The organism is Rhizobium sp. NLR10b (genome assembly GCF_019685435.1).
Taxonomy (GTDB): Bacteria; Pseudomonadota; Alphaproteobacteria; order Rhizobiales; family Rhizobiaceae; genus Rhizobium.
Genome location: NZ_JABDWV010000002.1, coordinates 103,503 through 120,548 on the forward strand (window position 1 = coordinate 103,503; position 17,046 = coordinate 120,548).

General features: G+C 60.6%; 17 protein-coding genes. 9 read left to right on the forward strand and 8 right to left on the reverse strand.

Annotated elements, in window-relative coordinates:
• Window positions 1-64: 64 nt before the first annotated feature.
• Window positions 65-601 (reverse strand): GNAT family N-acetyltransferase, encoded by a 537-nt coding sequence (locus HJB91_RS02940; protein ID WP_221153422.1) that lies wholly within the window; start codon window positions 599-601, stop codon window positions 65-67.
• Window positions 602-874: 273 nt separating this feature from the next.
• Between HJB91_RS02940 and HJB91_RS02945 the strand changes: the two genes are divergently transcribed.
• Window positions 875-1,465, forward strand: coding sequence for a 3'-5' exonuclease (locus HJB91_RS02945; RefSeq protein WP_210630628.1), 591 nt, complete (start codon window positions 875-877; stop codon window positions 1,463-1,465).
• An 80-nt stretch (window positions 1,466-1,545) separates the two neighbouring features.
• Window positions 1,546-2,037 carry a CreA family protein gene (locus HJB91_RS02950; RefSeq protein WP_210630629.1) on the forward strand — a complete coding sequence of 164 codons (492 nt, stop codon included), beginning with the start codon at window positions 1,546-1,548 and terminating at the stop codon, window positions 2,035-2,037.
• Window positions 2,038-2,237: 200 nt separating this feature from the next.
• On the opposite strand, the gene HJB91_RS02955 is transcribed toward HJB91_RS02950, so the two are convergent.
• Together HJB91_RS02955 and HJB91_RS02960 are read right to left on the reverse strand one after the other, a co-directional pair.
• On the reverse strand, window positions 2,238-2,705 hold the full coding sequence (locus tag HJB91_RS02955) for a chemotaxis protein CheW (RefSeq protein ID WP_004668786.1): 468 nt from the start codon (window positions 2,703-2,705) through the stop codon (window positions 2,238-2,240).
• 2 nt (window positions 2,706-2,707) lie between these two features.
• Window positions 2,708-4,672, reverse strand: coding sequence for a methyl-accepting chemotaxis protein (locus HJB91_RS02960; RefSeq protein ID WP_221153423.1), 1,965 nt, complete (start codon window positions 4,670-4,672; stop codon window positions 2,708-2,710).
• 386 nt (window positions 4,673-5,058) lie between these two features.
• Between HJB91_RS02960 and HJB91_RS02965 the strand changes: the two genes are divergently transcribed.
• Together HJB91_RS02965 and HJB91_RS02970 are read left to right on the forward strand one after the other, a co-directional pair.
• Entirely contained in the window at window positions 5,059-5,658 is a 600-nt protein-coding gene (locus HJB91_RS02965) for an SCO family protein (RefSeq protein WP_210630631.1), read from the forward strand.
• Between the two features lie 68 nt (window positions 5,659-5,726).
• The gene (locus HJB91_RS02970) at window positions 5,727-6,605 is read left to right on the forward strand and encodes a 50S ribosomal protein L11 methyltransferase (RefSeq protein WP_221153424.1); all 879 of its coding nucleotides are present in this window, start codon (window positions 5,727-5,729) and stop codon (window positions 6,603-6,605) included.
• A gap of 403 nt (window positions 6,606-7,008) precedes the next feature.
• Here HJB91_RS02970 and HJB91_RS02975 read toward each other — a convergent pair whose 3' ends face one another.
• A complete protein-coding gene (locus HJB91_RS02975) occupies window positions 7,009-7,182 on the reverse strand; it encodes a hypothetical protein (RefSeq protein WP_004668779.1) in 174 nt (57 codons plus the stop codon).
• A gap of 276 nt (window positions 7,183-7,458) precedes the next feature.
• Here HJB91_RS02975 and HJB91_RS02980 point away from each other — a divergent pair, with 276 nt between their 5' ends.
• Complete coding sequence (locus HJB91_RS02980; RefSeq protein WP_210630633.1) at window positions 7,459-9,294, forward strand: aminopeptidase P family protein; 1,836 nt, start codon at window positions 7,459-7,461, stop codon at window positions 9,292-9,294.
• A 64-nt stretch (window positions 9,295-9,358) separates the two neighbouring features.
• On the opposite strand, the gene HJB91_RS02985 is transcribed toward HJB91_RS02980, so the two are convergent.
• Window positions 9,359-9,667 carry an AzlD family protein gene (locus tag HJB91_RS02985; RefSeq protein WP_210630634.1) on the reverse strand — a complete coding sequence of 103 codons (309 nt, stop codon included), beginning with the start codon at window positions 9,665-9,667 and terminating at the stop codon, window positions 9,359-9,361.
• A gap of 3 nt (window positions 9,668-9,670) precedes the next feature.
• On the reverse strand, window positions 9,671-10,402 hold the full coding sequence (locus tag HJB91_RS02990) for an AzlC family ABC transporter permease (protein ID WP_210630635.1): 732 nt from the start codon (window positions 10,400-10,402) through the stop codon (window positions 9,671-9,673).
• Between the two features lie 131 nt (window positions 10,403-10,533).
• Here HJB91_RS02990 and HJB91_RS02995 point away from each other — a divergent pair, with 131 nt between their 5' ends.
• Together HJB91_RS02995 and HJB91_RS03000 are read left to right on the forward strand one after the other, a co-directional pair.
• Entirely contained in the window at window positions 10,534-10,785 is a 252-nt protein-coding gene (locus tag HJB91_RS02995) for a DUF2164 domain-containing protein (protein ID WP_210630636.1), read from the forward strand.
• A gap of 82 nt (window positions 10,786-10,867) precedes the next feature.
• Entirely contained in the window at window positions 10,868-12,460 is a 1,593-nt protein-coding gene (locus tag HJB91_RS03000; RefSeq protein WP_221153425.1) for a hypothetical protein, read from the forward strand.
• Between the two features lie 15 nt (window positions 12,461-12,475).
• On the opposite strand, the gene pncA is transcribed toward HJB91_RS03000, so the two are convergent.
• Window positions 12,476-13,102: a bifunctional nicotinamidase/pyrazinamidase gene (pncA, locus tag HJB91_RS03005; protein WP_210630638.1), complete on the reverse strand. Its 627-nt coding sequence runs from the start codon at window positions 13,100-13,102 to the stop codon at window positions 12,476-12,478.
• 372 nt (window positions 13,103-13,474) lie between these two features.
• Here pncA and HJB91_RS03010 point away from each other — a divergent pair, with 372 nt between their 5' ends.
• On the forward strand, window positions 13,475-13,822 hold the full coding sequence (locus HJB91_RS03010) for a hypothetical protein (RefSeq protein WP_097598119.1): 348 nt from the start codon (window positions 13,475-13,477) through the stop codon (window positions 13,820-13,822).
• Between the two features lie 27 nt (window positions 13,823-13,849).
• Here HJB91_RS03010 and HJB91_RS03015 read toward each other — a convergent pair whose 3' ends face one another.
• Window positions 13,850-16,327 carry an ATP-dependent helicase gene (locus tag HJB91_RS03015; protein ID WP_221153426.1) on the reverse strand — a complete coding sequence of 826 codons (2,478 nt, stop codon included), beginning with the start codon at window positions 16,325-16,327 and terminating at the stop codon, window positions 13,850-13,852.
• Window positions 16,328-16,516: 189 nt separating this feature from the next.
• Between HJB91_RS03015 and HJB91_RS03020 the strand changes: the two genes are divergently transcribed.
• Complete coding sequence (locus tag HJB91_RS03020) at window positions 16,517-16,993, forward strand: VOC family protein (protein ID WP_088391641.1); 477 nt, start codon at window positions 16,517-16,519, stop codon at window positions 16,991-16,993.
• Window positions 16,994-17,046 lie beyond the last annotated feature (53 nt).

Consider the following 17,046-nt stretch of genomic DNA (forward strand, 5'->3'; position numbering starts at 1 on the left):
TATGACGAAGGAGCGTTTGGCAGGCCCTCCCTGCGTTTGACGTCGGTGTCGATGGCCCTTTGTCTCAAGTCCTCAGCCGCGCCATCGTGTAGGCGTCGACATATTCTCCGGCGCGGTAGGCGAATGCGCGCAGGAGCCCTTCCTTCTCGAAATCGAATTTCTCGTAGAGGGCGATCGCGGCCTCATTATCCGTGTAGACGGTCAGTTCCAGCCGTTTGACGTCGAGCCAGTCGTCGGCGGCGTCGACCATCGCACCAAGCAAGATAAGGCCGAACCCGCGGCCGGTGAAGTCGTCATGCACGCCCATGCCGATGCTGGCGACGTGTTGCCGGCGGCCGCCGAGGCGGTTGAGGCCGCAATTGCCGACGATCTTGCCCTCCAGCGTGACGACGAGGTTGAGCGCGCCTGGCGAAGGATTTTCCATGTTCTTGCGGACCTCTTCGACCCGCTGGTAGGGCGGCCGCAGCGTGCCTGCCCGATAGCCCGGCAAATTTATGAGATCGGTGATTTCCTCGGCATCGGAAAGACGGACGGCGCGCACGACGACGCCATCCGGAAGGCGCGCTCGGTCGCGGGGTTTATTCTCTTCGGTTTCAGACATTGGATGGCCTCCTTGGATTTCAGGGGAGGAGAGCCGGCTTTTCGAAAACCCTGCTCGCCTCGGCAGGGTTCTCGGGATGATCGGACGGCTAGTGACGCACCATCGCTCCCGCGTACCCCGGAAGGGTCGTGGCGATATGATGCATGGTAAGGGTCACAGAGTTGATCATGCGCGGAAGTTTCCCCACCGGTGTGCAGATGTCAACAGGTCGAAATTTGCCTTCGCGCGCCGCTATGGTTATTCCGGTAGGGCAGACGATTCGGATATTTATCCTTGACGACCATTGCCATCGATTTCGAGACTGCCAATGAGCAGCGCGGCAGCGCTTGCTCGGTCGGCCTTGCCTGGATCGAAGAGGGGCGGGTGACGCGTGTCGAGGAGAGGCTGATCCGGCCGCGCAACATGCGGTTTTCCGGCATGAACATCGCGATCCACGGTATCCGGCCGGAGCATGTCGAGGATGCGCCGGAGTTTCCCGAGGTGATGGACGAGTTCTACGATGATATCAGCGGCGCGACGATGATCGCGCACAACGCGGCCTTCGATTTCAGCGTCTGGCGGGCGAGCCTCGATCTCTACCGGCAATCCTATCCGGAACTGACCTATCTCTGCAGCCTGAAGATGGCGCAGCGGATCTGGCCACATTTCCTCTCACATCGGCTGAACCTGATCGCCGAGCATCTTGGGCTGCGTTTCATGCACCACAACGCCGCCGAAGATGCGGCGGTCTGCGCGGCAGCGGCGATCGAAATGGCGAAGGCAGTCAAGGCGAAAGCCGTGGAGGCGATCCCGGCGCTGATCGGAATGACGCCGGGGCGGTTGACGGCGAGGGGCTATGAGCCCTGCACCTGCAGGAAGGGCTGAGTGTCCCGCGCCGCAGCGGCGCTTTCTTGCAAAGCCTGTGGGCATGCTTATCTAGGATGCGGATCATCCAGGGAGCCGCCATGTCCAAGCTGCGCACGTTTTTTCTCGCCGCATTTTCCTTCGCTGCCATTTCCGCGGGCGCCACCTCGGCCGAGGTCGTCGGCAAGGTCGGGGTCGACTGGATCGGCAACGACATCATCGTCGAGGCACTCTCCGATCCCGAGGTCAAGGGTGTCACCTGCCACGTCACCTATTTCGATCGCAGCCTGATCGATCGCTTCAAGAACGGCAACTGGTTCGAAGATCCGTCCAACAATTCCATCGCATGCCGGCAGACAGGCCCCATAGAGATCGGCAACATCGACCTCTCCAGGGACGGCAGCGAGGTGTTTCGTCAGGGCATGTCGCTGATCTGGAAGACGCTCGTTGTCAACCGCATTTACGACAAGAGCAACGACACGCTGATCTATCTCGCCCATTCGCGGGAGTTGACGGACGGCTCGGCGAAGATGTCGATTTCGACCATTCCGCTCTATGGGCAGAATGTGACGTGGAAGAATGGGAAGCCATAGTAGGGTTGCGGATGTTAGGAAGGGTGTGAGTCGTCTCCCCAAACTCCCTCATCCCTGTGCTTGTCATAGGGACCCAGCGCGCCCAAGTCTTTTGGCGCAGAAGACTCTCCGCCCATCAGGTCAATAGGTCAGATCAGTCACGTCTTCCAAAACGAAAAGGCCCGGACGAGCCGGGCCTTCTCAATCTCTGGTGATAAATATCAAGCCGCCTGATTCAGCTCGTCGGCGATGACCGTATCGAGGTTCAGGAAGCAGACCATGGTCTTCTCCAGCGCGACGATGCCACGGCAGAAGGCGCGCTGGGCTTCCGGGATGATTTCCGGCGGCGGCTGCAGGTCTTCGCTCTTGATCGTCATCATGTCGGAAACCTGCTCGACCAGCAGACCAACCAGCTTGCCCGCGATGTCAGTGACGATGATCGCCGAACGCTCGGAAGGCTCGGTCATCTTCATGCCGAGGCGGCAGGCCATGTCGATGACCGGGATCACCGCGCCGCGCAGGTTGATGAGGCCGAGAACGTAGGGCGGGGTGTGCGGCATCGGCGTCACCGGCGCCCACCCACGGATTTCGCGGATGGCCATGATGTCGATGCAGAACTCCTGGTCGCCCAGGTGGAACGAAACGATTTCGAGGTAGGCGCCTGACTGCTTGATGGCGTTGTTGTTCATGATCAGAATTCTTCCCAGTTGTCCCCGGCGGGAGCGGCGATGGCTTTGGCGGCGGAACCGCCGTTGAATGCGCCCGCGACTTTGCCTATCAGGCTGCGTGCGGGAGAAGGTCTCGAATGCGAGGCGGCCGTTGCCTCTCGCGGCGTTTGCCGGGCGCTCATGCCCTCGCCGGTCTTGAACTGCTTGACCAACTGCGTCAGGTTTTCGGCATCGATGGCGAGCGTATGGCTTGCGGCGTTCGTCTCTTCCACCATGGCCGCGTTCTTCTGCGTGACCTGATCCATCTGGCTGATCGAAGTATTGATTTCGTGCAATCCAACCGATTGTTCGCGCGCAGAGGTTACGATTGATTTAACATGCTCATCGATGCGCAGAACATCCTCGCCGATCTGGCGAAGCGCTTCACCTGCGGCCGTCACCAGTTCGCCGCCGATCTTCACTTCCTCGCCGGATTTTCCGATCAAGGCCTTGATATCCTTGGCAGCACCCGCAGCACGGCCAGCGAGTTCGCGCACTTCCTGGGCGACAACGGCAAAACCCTTGCCGGCCTCGCCGGCACGCGCTGCCTCGACACCGGCGTTGAGCGCGAGGAGGTTCGTCTGGAACGCGATCTCGTCGATGACGTTGATGATCTTGCCGATCTCGCGGGAGGCGCCCTCGATTCGCTCCATCGCGGCCATCGCATCACCAACGACGATGTCCGACTTCGCTGTATTTTCGCGGGTGTGAGAGACCATGTGGCCCACTTCCTCGGCGCGGTTGGTGGCGTTACGGACGGTGGCGGTGATCTGGTCGAGGGCGGCGGAGGTCTCTTCCAGCGAGGCGGCCTGCTGCTCGGTGCGTTTGGCGAGGTCGTCGGCGGCGGCGCGCATCTGGCGGCTGTTCGCTTCGATCGAGCTGCTGTTGATGGCGATGTCGCTCATCGCTTTGCGCAGCGTCACGGTCGTCTGGTTGAAATCCAGGCGCAAGCGCTCCAGCTCGTCGCGGAACGGCTGATCGATCGTTACGGTCACATCGCCGCCCGACAGACGGGTGAGGCCGGCGCCGAGAGCGCTGACGGCGGCGTTCAGAGCTTCAGCATCGGCAAGCTTGGCGGCTTCGCGGGCACGGTGCTCGGCATCGCTGCGTTGCCTTTCGGTCTGAGTCTGGGCTTCAAGGTCGCGTTTTTCGATGGCGGCGAGGCGGAAGCTGTCGGCGGCGCGGGCCATTTCGCCGATCTCGTCGCCGCGGTTCTTTTCCTGAACGTCGCTGGCTAGGTCGCCGCTCATGATGCGCTGCATGCTCTGGCGCACGGCGCCGATGCCGCGCCGGATCGAGCCGCCATGGACATATTGCAGGACGCCCATTGTGAGGATGGCCAGGACACCGAGGCCGATCTGCAGGATGAGGGCCTCCCGCGATACGGCATTGGCGAGCTCGACATGTTGTTGGGCGAAAATGGTGCCGTCAGCGGCCAGCTTGTCGAGGGTCGCGGTCAGCTCGTCGCCGGCGCTATCGATCGCGTCGTCGATCTTGTCGAAGTCCGCATCGGGCGCGCCCTGCTGAACCAGCGCGACTAGATCGGTCTGGATGGCCTTACCCATTGCGGCGACGTCGGCGTCGTAACTCTTTAGCAGATTGCCGTCATTCATCTCGTCGGCGAGCAGACGCATTTCCTTCGAGCCGCTGGTAAGGGCGGCGAGGGAGTCGCCGATCAGCTTAAGGCGTGCCGGCTCCACCACCTTGTCATCCTTGTCGACGATGATGTCCATGGCGGCCAGGACCATCGTCAAGTTCGCAACCCGCATGTCGTCGATATGATTGACGCTCGTCTGTATTTCGCCGGCGCGACGCAAGCTGGCGTCGACCCGCACATTTTCGTACCAGCCGATGCCGAGCATCGTGCCGAAACCAATGAAGGCCGCGCCGCCGAGCGTCCAGAGCCGCTGGCTGACCGACAGGCTCTTGCGCACTGCTGATTTCGTCATGAAAGACCTCCCATAAACCGCGCGGGGTTTATCTTTTTCCTACCCTCATGCGGACGTCCGGAGGTTTCGCCACTCGGCAGACTTCATGTCAGAACGGCTCGAGTACGCCGCACGCACCGCTAAATATAGACATGACGGTTTAAGCCTTTCCTAATGGTGTTGATCGTGAGATCGTCGGTTCGGGCAGAAGGGAAGTCGTTCAAGCGCAATGCTTTTTTGATGAACGCCAAGTCTGGCAGGCTGACTTTCGGGTGATCGACGGCTGCGGTTCGTGAGACAATTAATCACGGGTCAAAAAACATATTCTTGAATTGCGCGCCTTCGGCCGAGACGATAATCACGCCGACAGGGGCGGGTGGCAAATCCGCCCGATCGAGGATCACGCCATGAAGACATTCCGCATCGCCGTCTGGATCGGTGTTCTGATACTTGCCGGAGTTCTCGGCGCGGTGAGTTATTCCATGAAGTCGCGGGATGTCGTGGCGGAAGCTCCCTTCGGCGTGCCTTTCACGCTGGTTTCTCAAAGCGGCCAGCCGATCACCGAACAGGCGTTGCGCGGCAAGCCGACGGCATTGTTCTTCGGCTTTACCCATTGCCCGGAAGTCTGCCCGACGACGCTTTTCGAGCTGAACGGTTGGATGGAGAAGGTCGATCCCCATGGTGACAAACTGCAGGCCTATTTCGTGACCGTCGATCCGGAACGCGATACGCCCGAGATCATGAACGAGTACGTCTCCAACGTTTCCAAACGCATTACCGGCATTTCAGGCCCGCCCGACAAGATCGCCGAAGTCATCAAGGGGTTCCGCGTCTATGCCAAAAAGGTGCCGGTCGACGAGAAGGATCCAAACGGCGACTATACGATGGATCATACTGCCTCGGTATTCCTGCTCGATTCAGCCGGGCGGTTTGCCGGAACGATCGCCTATGGCGAAAATCCGGACACGGCGGTAAAGAAACTGGAGAATCTCGTCAGTAAGGGATGACGGCTTCAGCGTGATAGGGCGTTGGCTCGACCGGTGGCGGGCAACGGAAACGGGAAAGACCGCCTATCGTGAGTGAAATCCGCCTTTACGTGTCGACCACCGAAAGCGAGGCAGAAGCGATCCTCGACCTCCTGACCCAAGTCTTCGGCGAAGAAGACTTTGCCATCGGCACCACCGAAATCGATGAAAAGAAGGATGTCTGGGAAGCCTCGGTCTATATGATGACCGAGGACGAGTCAGATGTGCGCTCCCGCATCGAGGCGGCGCTGAAGGTTGCTTTTCCCGATGCTCAGCTGTTGCGAGAAGTCATCCCGGATGTCGATTGGGTGGCGAAATCGCTCGAAGGGCTGAAGCCGGTCAGGGCAGGGCGCTTCCTGGTGCATGGCTCGCATGACCGCGACAAGGTCCTCTCCGGCGACATCGCCATCGAGATCGATGCCGGCCAAGCCTTCGGCACCGGCCATCACGGCACAACGGCCGGTTGCTTGGAGATGATCGATGCCGTGGTGCGTTCGCGCCGGGTTCGCAACGCGCTCGATCTCGGCACCGGCAGTGGCGTTCTGGCGATCGCGGTGCGCAAGCTCAAAAATATACCGGTGCTTGCGACCGATATCGATCCGATCGCGACGCGGGTCGCGGCTGAGAACGTACAACGCAACGGCATCGCGTCGGGCATCGTCACGAAGACCGCGCCGGGCTTTCATTCGACGGCCTTCTTGGAGCATGGCCCATTCGACCTTATCATCGCCAATATTCTCGCCCGGCCGTTGATCCGAATGGCGCCAAAGCTCGCTACGCATCTTGCGCCCGGCGGTTCGGTGATTCTTTCGGGCATTCTCGCGTCACAACGGTGGAAGGTGATCGCCGCCTATAGTGGCGCCCGGCTCCGCCATGTCAGGACGATCTGGCGGAACGGTTGGGTGACAATTCATTTCGATCGGCCTTGAGTTTTCGCTACGAAGCTCAAACTCGCCCTGAAACATTACCGTTGCCAAGGCGCGGCTGCTCGTCACAGGAATCCAGCCACCGCGCGTCTGCGCGGTGAATAGCTTTATGAGCGATTGAAGAGAGTCTCTTGTGCCCAAGGACTTGGGCACGCTGGATTCCTGTGACGAGCACAGGAATGAGGGAGGTGGAGGTTTGCGCGCGCCATGGGAGACAAACTGCTTTTGGCGCTGTCTAAAAACAATAGCTCCCTTCAGGCAAAAGAAAAAGGCGGCGCCAGTGGCACCGCCTTAGACCGGCCTATCCGGCCAACGCCCGCGAGCTCGAAGGAGGAGGAGTGCTCAAGCGGGCTCTACTGCATTCCAATGGGCCTGTCCGGGAGGGAGGAGACGACAGGCTTTAAGCTTAGAACGCGTAGCTGGGTGCGCCCTGGTGGCGCGTGACGCGCTGACCGGCACCGAGCAGCTTGAGGCTGTCCTCGTTCTGCGGGCGGCGGGCGCCGATCACGTGACGCACGGTCTGGCGTTCGCCAGCCTGTACCGGGCTGCTATATGCGAAGCGCGAGAGAGAGGCGGTCATTTCAAAAACCTTTGTTTGCTGTTCATCCGAACTGTTCGATGGCGCCTATATAGCTATTCTGAAATGCGGAGGCAGAGGGTTTTCCTCATGGGAGCCATGCGGCCAATGCATAAAGCGTGCCAAATAAACTCTTGGCGTCATCGTTCTGTCAAAATGACGAGCGTCCGCAGTGACTTCGACTCGTTTCGTCGCTTTTTCTCCCCATCGATTGAAATTTCGCTAACATGGCGCGCATCCCATTAACCGGATTCGTTTCAACCATTCGGATTTCCCAGCATGTTCCAGTCTTTCGAGGTCACCTCCACGCCGCAGTTCGGCAAGGATCGGGTTTCGGCGTTGCGTGCCGGATTCGATGCGCTCGGCATAGATGCCTTCCTCGTGCCGCGCGCCGACGAATTCAACGGCGAATATGTTCCGGCCTGCTCCGAGCGCCTGGCATGGCTGACGGGCTTCACCGGCTCGGCGGGCATTGCGCTGATCCTGCGGACCCAAGCGATCGTCTTCGTCGACGGGCGCTATGTGACGCAACTGGCCGAACAGGTCGACGGCTCGGTGTTCTCGGGTGGTGATCTCGTCAACGAGCCGCCGCATGTCTGGCTTGCCGCAAACGGAAGCAAGGGGCTGAGGCTCGGCATCGATCCCTGGCTGCACGCGGGCGCGGAGGTACGGCGCCTGGAAAAAGCACTGGCGCAGATCGGCGGGACGTTGGTCTTCCTGCCGTACAATCCGCTCGACAGGCTCTGGCACGACCGGCCCGCCGAGCCGCTCGGCGCCGTCACCATCCAGAATGTTGCCCAGGCCGGCGTGCTGGCGAGCGACAAGATTGCGACGATAGCTGCCGATCTTTCGAAGAAAAACCTTGCTGCGGTGCTGATCGCCGATCCCTCGTCGGTTGCCTGGATCTTCAATATCCGCGGCGCCGACGTGCCGCACACGCCGCATCCGCTGGCGCGCGCTATCATTCATGCCGACGGACGGGCCGAACTCTTCCTCGACAAGCGCAAGACAGGCATCGAGCCCGAAGCCTATCTCGGGCAGATCTGCACGCAGCTGCCGCCTTCGGCGCTCGAAGAGAGGCTCGCTGCCGTTTCCAGGGACGGCGGCCGCGTGCTGATCGACGCTGATATCGCCTCTCATGCGCTGGCGGAGATCATCCGCCGGGCTGGCGGTGAAGTGGTGGAGGGCGCCGATCCCGCCAAGCTGCCGCGTGCTGTGAAAAACGACGTCGAAATCAACGGCTCGGCCGCTGCACATCTGCAGGATGGAGCAGCGATGGTGGAATTCCTTTATTGGCTGTCGCAGGAGAAACCAGGCAGCGTAAGCGAGATCGCCGCCGCCGAACATCTGGAGGCGGTGCGCGCCCGTGTCGGCCAAAGCATGCAGAACCCGCTGAAGGACATTTCCTTCGATACGATCTCGGGCGCCGGCGAACATGCAGCGATCATGCATTATCGCGTCACCACCGAGACCAACCGGATGATCGAGGCAGGCGAACTCTTCCTCATCGATTCCGGTGCGCAATATATCAACGGCACGACCGATATTACCCGCACGGTCGGAATCGGCACGGTTTCAGAGGAGCATCGCCGTTTCTTCACGATGGTGCTCAAGGGAATGATCCAGATCAGCACGGCACGTTTCCCGAAGGGTACACGCGGCTGCGACCTCGATCCGCTGGCGCGCATCGCACTGTGGCGGGCAGGCGCCGATTTTGCCCATGGCACAGGCCACGGAGTCGGCTCCTATCTCTCGGTGCATGAGGGACCGCAGCGCATCTCCAGGCTCTCGACGCAGGAGCTGCTGCCCGGCATGATCCTTTCGAACGAACCCGGTTATTATCGGCCGGGCAGCTTCGGCATCCGCATCGAGAACCTGATCTATGTGCGCGGCGCCGAGGAGATTGACGGCGGCGACATGCCGATGCTCGGCTTCGAGACGCTGACCTTCTGCCCGATCGACCGCAGCCTCGTCATTCCCGAGCTTCTGACCCATGATGAGCTGCATTGGTTCAACGACTATCACCGCCGCACATGCGAGGCGCTGATGCCGCTGATCCACGATCACGACGTCAGGGCTTGGCTCGAAAACGCGACGCTGCCGCTCGAATATTAGGCAAGAGGTGGCGGACACTGCTTTCGGGCTGCAAGGTCGCGCATCTTTCAGGCGCAAGGCAGGGCTAGGCGCCGATCGTGTAGCGCCATGCCATCACGACAACCCAGGCGGCAACCAGCATCCATGTATGAGCAATGCGCAGGCCGACGATAAGGGCAACGATCAGCGCCAGTTTCGATTCCCAGCCGCCGATGAAGAAGGCAGGTGCGACAAGAGTCGTCAGCACGGCGGCCGGCACGGCATTCAGCGCCGCTTCCACGCGCGGGGGAATGCTCTTCATTCGGGTGATGAGGATATAGCCGCCGATGCGGGTGGCGAAGGTGGCGACTGCAGCGGCGAGGATGACGAGCGCCATGTGGAGATCGAATTCCATGGCTCAGACCTCGTGCACTTCGGATTGAAGGGCGTCGGCTTCGAGATCCGGCACCTCGCGCGGCAGCGGCAGCAGGGCAGCCAGCACGATGCCGGCGGCCGCACCCAGGCTGACATGCCAGGGCGAGCCGACGTAACGGTAGGCGAGCACTGATGCCACCGCGCTGACGAGCGCCACCGGCAGGAAATTGTCGCGCTTGCGGAAACCAACGACAATGCCGAGAAAATAGGCTGGCAACAGGATATCGAGGCCGATCGCCTTGGGATCGCCGATGAAGCCGCCGAGCATGCCGCCGGCGATGCTGATCAGCACCCAGGGGATGTAGATGATGATGCCGAAGCCGAGATACCAGGCGAAGGTGAGCGGCTTGCCGGCTTCGCCGCGCTTGACCGCCGCCGCAAATTGCGGATCGACGAGCAGGAAGAAGGTGAAGAATTTCTGCACCGAGCTGAAATGGCCGATGTAGCGCGCTAAGGCCGCGGAATAGAGCACGTGGCGGAAATTGACGGCAAGGATCGACAGCACGATCAGCCAGGCATGGACATTGTGGCCGAAGAGTTCGATGCCGACCATCTGGCTGGCGCCTGCATAGACCGTGGCGCTCATGAAGGCGGCCTCGGAAAGCGACATGCCGTTTTCAACCGCCAGCGCTCCGAACAGCGCGCCAAAGGGCGCCGATGCCAGTGCAACGGCCGAGCCGCCCCGCAAACCTTCAACAAAGTCGGCGCGATTCATGTGAGTGTCCTGTTGGAAATTCAGGTTTCCCTTATGAGCTATGGTCTTCCGCGACAATTGAATTTCGTTGATTGACCAATCGATTTCGCTGAAGCATCAACGTGGTGATTGCATTTGTCGGAGAGGCAGACGTGCAGAAGATCGAATTTTCCAGGGAAGAAAAGACTGAGATCGTTGCACGCATCCGCGCTTATTTCGACCGCGAACTTGATCCCATCGGCATGCTGCCGGCCGAATTCCTGCTCGATTTTTTTACCGAGGAGATTGGCCCGTACTTCTACAATCGAGGGCTGAGAGATGCCCAGGCTGCCCTACTGAAGAGAATGGAAGACGTGGCCGAAGATATTCATCTTCTTGAGAGAGAGCAGAAATCCAGCGCCTGAAAATCGGGCGGCGGGCCCGCTTAACGCCAAATTATGGCTGCGGCGATACGGTCGGCGCTTTCCTTCACCAGGTTGGTGTCATTTGGCCCTGATTGTCTCTGTTATTGATGAACCTCGATCCGCCAGGCTCGCCAAGGCGATGCTCTTTCTCGCCTGGCTTGCGCTGGCGTCTGCGCTTTGCTGGTCCGAAACGGTATGGCGTGACGAAGTTCGCGCATTGTCACTGGCCCTTCAGGGAGACAATTTCGCCGCCATGCTTCGCCAGCTGCGTGGCGAGGGGCATCCTGCCCTGTGGTATATCCTGCTGCGCGCCGCCCATGTCATGGTCGGCTCGCCCGTCGTCTTGAAAATCGTCGCACTGACGATTGCGGCCGCCGCCGCCTACCTTCTTGTTTTCCGGTTGAAACTGCCCCTTCCCATCATGCTGCTGTCGCTGTTCAGCAGCTTTTCGATCTTCGATTACGCGGCGATGTCGCGAAATTACGGCATCAGCATGCTGGTGGTCTTCCTTATCGTCCTGAACTGGGGGAAAGGCCGACGCAACGGAATATTGCTCGGCCTGCTGTTCGCCTTGCTGGCCAATACCAACGTCCATTCGGTGGTCCTCGTCGGCGGTTTCCTCGCCCATTGGTTTTTCGATCTGGTTCTGGCGCGGCCAAGACCCCCTTTGAGCGCATATCGGGCCTTTTCGACAGCCGCTGCCATTGCCGCCGTCGGCATTGTTCTCTGCGTCATGACGGTCTATCCGACCTTCAACGATGCGGGGCAGAACGATCTTGCGGGCAAGAATTTCGCTTTGCTTGTCCTTTCGGCGCTTGTCGCCCCCAGTTCCTATTTCATGGCGTTCTACCCCGACCGGATCCTTGCACTGGTCTCGGCTGATCCATTGTTCGCCCGGATATTCGCGTCGCTCATGGCTGTGCTCATCTATGGCAGTCTGTTGGGGCTGGCGAACCGGCGACCGGCGATGTTCGCAGCAGCACTGGTTCTCCTCGGGCTTTCTCTGCTTTTTACGCTGGTTTACCCAGGTAGCTACAGGCATCAGGCGCTGTGGCTGGTCTTCATGATCGCAATCACCGCTTTGACCCTGCCGCCTCGGGCCGGCCTCGCCGATGTTGCCGGCACCGAAGCTGCCGGCGGCATCGTGAAGATCGGGCGCCTGTGCTTCATGATATTGCTCGCGCTGCAGGTCGCTTCCGGCATCGAGAGGGTCCATCAATTCCTTTTCACCGACATGCCGCTCAGCCGAGCCCAGGATCTCGGCTCGTTCATTCAATCCCGTCCTGATCTCAAGGATGCGATCATCATGGCGGATCCCGACTATCTCGTGGAAGCCTTGCCCTATTATGTTTCCAATCGCACCTATCTCCTAAGAGAGGAGCGGTTCGGTGCCATTGTGCACTATACCCGCAATGCGCGGCTTTCTCTCAGCCTTGCCGACATTCTGCAGACGGCGCGGCAGTTGCAGCAGAGCGAGCATGCTCCTGTCGTCGTTCTTCTCTCACAACGGCTTGACCGAATTGCCGCGCCGGCGTCATTGCGCGAAAGTTACAATTGGCTGCTGTCCCTGACGCCAGAGGACATTTCCGCATTCCGGAGCGAGATGACCCTGGTCAAGCGCTTCGGCCCCGTTGCCGGCAGCGATGAGACATTCGATGCCTATTTGTTGAAATAGCCGGCGATCGCAAGCTCATTGGCGCAAGGCATCTGCGCTTTTTATCACAGTGATGCCGTGCGCCCGCATTTCGTCGATGGCGGCGGCAACACCTTCGGGGGTGATGCCGCGGCTTGCGTCCTCGATGAAGCGGACGCGCACCCCAGGCATCATCTCGAGCGCGTCGAGCGCCGAGAACTTGACACAGTAATCGGTCGCCAGCCCGCAGACGTCGAGATCGGTGACACCCTGTTCCTGGAGAAAATTGGAAAGACCGGTCGAAGCATCGCGGTCATTGTCGCGGAATGCCGAATAGCTGTCGATCCTGGGATCCTCGCCCTTCTGCTGGATCAGGTCGATCTCTTCGGATCTCAGTTCCGGATGCAATTCGGCGTCGAGCGTACCCTGGATACAGTGGTCGGGCCACATCATTTGTGGCTTGCCGGACAATTCGCCCATCTCGAAGGGGGTGGCACCCGGATGGGCAGAGGCGAAGCTGCCGTGGCCGGGCGGATGCCAATCCTGGGAGGCGACGATCAGATCATATCTGCCACTGTCGATCAGCCGGTTTGCGACGGGGACCACCTTGTCGCCGTCTGGCACCGGCAGATTGCCGCCCGGACAGAAGCCGTTCTGGATATCGACGAGCAGCAGCGCTTTCATCAAGGCCAATCCCTTCGCGTTATTGCAATGCAAATGCCAAATGCACCGAACACACCAACACACCAGTAGTGGATTTCCCAGCGCGGGCGCGCAAGTGTTAATTCTGGTACCTCCGGTAGTGGCTAGTCGAAAAAGCACACGCTAATGCAACCATTGATATGTGATCGCAGTAACTCTCCTCTCGAAACGGCGGGAAGGCGAAGGTTTTACACTGCGGATCTCCCCGGCCGAGCCTCATTTTCCGGTGTCAGCCTTCATCGGTCTGCCGGCTGAGGTGCTGCAGCGCCTTCTTCGACGGCGACGTCCGCTCGATCTTGCCGGCCGCCGCGATTTCTGTCTTTCTGAGCTCATCAGCAAGTCAAGATTGAAGCCATGTCCGAGCCTCAAGCAGATGAAAAGATCGACGCCACCTTCCGCAACGGGTCGCTGACGGCGACCGGGATCATTCTTGGTTTCTCCCTCAATTTCATCAGTCTTTGGGTGTCCAATCCCAATGACTGGAGCCGCGTCGATCTGCTGCCGATGTCATTTCTGACCGTCGGTATCGCCATTCAGGTGAAGGTGTTTGCGGATCTGCTCGCGCGCGACTCCCTGCTCGCCGCAAAATATGACCGGGCTCGGCGACTGTTCCTGATCGGGCTGTCGATCGTCGCCGTCGGAATGGGCATCGCCCTGCTGAACGATATTCTCGGGCTCAGCAGTATGCGGATGTTCGGATAACGGTTTCCACGCGGTATAACCGCAAAATCACACGCGCTCGACGAACCCGTCCAGCACCCGCTTCTGTCCGGCGCGATCGAAATCGATCGTCAGCTTGTTGCCTTCGATGCCAGTGATGTTGCCATTGCCGAATTTCAGGTGGAAGACGCGGTCGCCGAGGGTGAAGCGCGATGATTCAGAGGACGTGGACTTCGCCACCAGTTCCCCGTCGATCGTGCGTCCCTTCGGGCCGCTTTCGCCATAACCGATGCGTTCGACGGCGTGGCCGGAGCGGGTGCCCCAATTGTCGCGGGTGGCGTCGGTCCTGTTGGCCTGGGCGCGCTTCCAGCCGGGGGTCGAATAAGAGTTGGCGAAGGGTTCGGCTTTGTCGAAGCGGGACTGGCCGTAACCGCCGCGGCCGTAACCGCCGTAGCTCTGTTCCATCTCGGCGACCTCGACATGGGTCTCCGGCAATTCGTCCAGGAAACGCGAGGGCAGGGTCGATTGCCAGAGACCGTGGATGCGGCGGTTGGAGACGAACCAGATGTGGCAGCGACGTTTGGCGCGGGTGATGCCGACATAGGCGAGGCGGCGTTCCTCCTCCAGGCCGGCACGGCCGCTTTCATCGAGCGAGCGCTGGTGCGGAAAAAGGCCTTCCTCCCAGCCGGGCAGGAAAACGGTGTCGAATTCCAGGCCCTTGGCCGAATGCAGCGTCATGATCGAGACGGCGTCGAGGTTCTCGTTGGTCTCGGCATCCATCACAAGGGAGACGTGTTCGAGAAAGCCGCGCATTGACTCGAAGCTTTCCATCGAGCGGATCAGTTCCTTCAGGTTTTCCAGGCGGCCCGGGGCTTCCGCGCTCTTGTCGTTCTTCCACATGTCGGTATAGCCGGACTCTTCGAGGATCTGCTCGGCAAGTTCGGTATGTGGCGTGTTTTCAAGCAGTTCCTGCCATCGGCGGAAAGATTGAATCACGTCGAAGAGGGCTTTTCGCGCCTTCGGCTTCAGCTCGTCCGTCTCGATGATGTGCGCGGCGGCCGCCAGCATCGGGATGTCGCGGGCGCGTGCATAATCGTGCAGCGCGCGCACCGTCGTATCGCCGAGGCCGCGCTTCGGCGTGTTGATGATACGTTCGAAGGCGAGGTCGTCGGCCGGCTGCGCCACCAGGCGGAAATAGGCCAGGGCATCGCGGATTTCGAGGCGCTCATAGAAGCGCGGGCCACCAATGACGCGGTAGTTGAGGCCAAGGGTGACGAAGCGATCTTCGAATTCGCGCATCTGGAAGGAGGCGCGCACGAGGATCGCCATGTCGTTCAGCAGATGCTTGTTGCGCTGGAGTTGCTCGATCTCCTCGCCAATGGCGCGGGCTTCCTCCTCCGAGTCCCAGGAGGCGTGAACCTGGACCTTGACGTCATCTGGGTCGGCGCGATCGGTGAACAACGTCTTGCCCAAGCGGCCTTCATTATAGGCGATCAGATGGGCGGCGGCGCCAAGGATATGTTCGGTCGATCGGTAATTGCGCTCGAGCTTGATCACCTTGGCGCCGGGGAAATCCTTCTCGAAGCGCAGGATATTGTCGACCTCCGCGCCGCGCCAGCCATAGATCGACTGGTCGTCGTCACCGACGCAGCAGACATTCTGCGGCTCACCCTTGGCGCGCTGGGCAAGAAGCCTCAGCCACATGTACTGAGCAGTGTTGGTGTCCTGGTACTCGTCGACAAGGATATAGCGGAAGCGGCCGTGATATTCCTTCAAAAGATCCGGATTCTTGCGGAAGATCGCGATCGGATGCATCAGCAGGTCGCCGAAATCGCAGGCGTTGAGCGTCGACAGGCGCGCCTGATAGGCGAAATAGAGATCGCGGCCGCGGCCATTGGCAAAGGCGCGGGCGTCGCCTTCGGGAATATCGGCCGGTCCGAGGCCCTTGTTCTTCCAGGTGTCGATCATGCCGGCGAACTGCTTTGCCGGCCAGCGCTTGTCGTCGAGGCCTTCGGCCTGGATCAGCTGCTTGATCAGGCGCACGACGTCGTCGGTGTCGAGAATGGTGAAACCGGAGCTCAGGCCGACGAGCTCGCCATGGCGGCGCAGGAGCTTGACGCCGATCGAGTGGAAGGTGCCGAGCCACGGCATGCCTTCGACGGCGCCGCCGACGAGCAGAGCGATGCGCTCCTTCATCTCGCGCGCGGCCTTGTTGGTAAAGGTGACGGCGAGGATCTGTGACGGGAAGGCGCGGCCGGTATTGAGGATATGGGCGATGCGGGTCGTCAGCACGCGCGTCTTTCCCGTGCCGGCGCCGGCGAGCACGAGGACGGGGCCTTCCAGCGTTTCGACGGCTTCGGTCTGTTCCGGGTTCAATCCGGCGAGATAGTCCGGCCGTTTGCCGCCGTCACGGGCCGCCATGGCGCGGGCGGCGATGCCGCCGCCGGCGGCCGGCCTTCCGGCGGTTGCGACTGACGGCTGCGGCTTACGCGCCACTTCGCCCGGCTCCTCGTCGAAGAAGGGAATATCGTCGAAACTATTGCTCATGGCGCGTAATGTAGTGATTCGGGAAGGAAAGACCAGAAAAGATGTTCTGCTTTCATTCCCGAGCCACCGCTATTGCGGGGGGGTGGGCGGCCAAAAAATCCGATCGCGGCCTGTCGGAACCGGTGCCGACCAGACGTCCTCGAAGCATCGGACAGAAGTCCGGGATACTCGCCAACAAGGAGGCTGTCCATGCCCAAGGTCATTTCAAATCTCTGGTTCGCGGAGCAGGCACGCGAAGCCGTAGAATTCTACGTGTCGATCATTCCGGATTCCAGGATCGGCCGAACCACCATACTTCCGGCGGAAACCCCGAGCGGCCCTCCCGGCAGCGTCGAGCTGATCGAGTTCACGCTTGGCGACCAAGCCTTCCTGGCGATGAAGGCCGGTCCGCTCGACAGCTTCAACCATTCCTTTTCGATAGCGATCCTTCTGGAAAGCCAGGCGGAGATCGATCGGATATGGGATGCCTTCCTCGCCAATGGCGGCACGCCGGAGGCCTGCGGCTGGCTGAAGGACCGCTGGGGCCTTTCCTGGCAGATCGTCCCGCGCGCGCTCTCCGAGATGATCGCCGACGAAGATCGCGAGCGGGCAAGGCGCGTCACCGAAGTCATGCTCGGCATGGTCAAGATCGATGTGGCTGCGCTGGAAAAGGCGTTCAACGGCTGAGAGCCAGGAGGCGCATGAGTAGGATATGCCGGTCGGATGTGACGTTCGCCCGG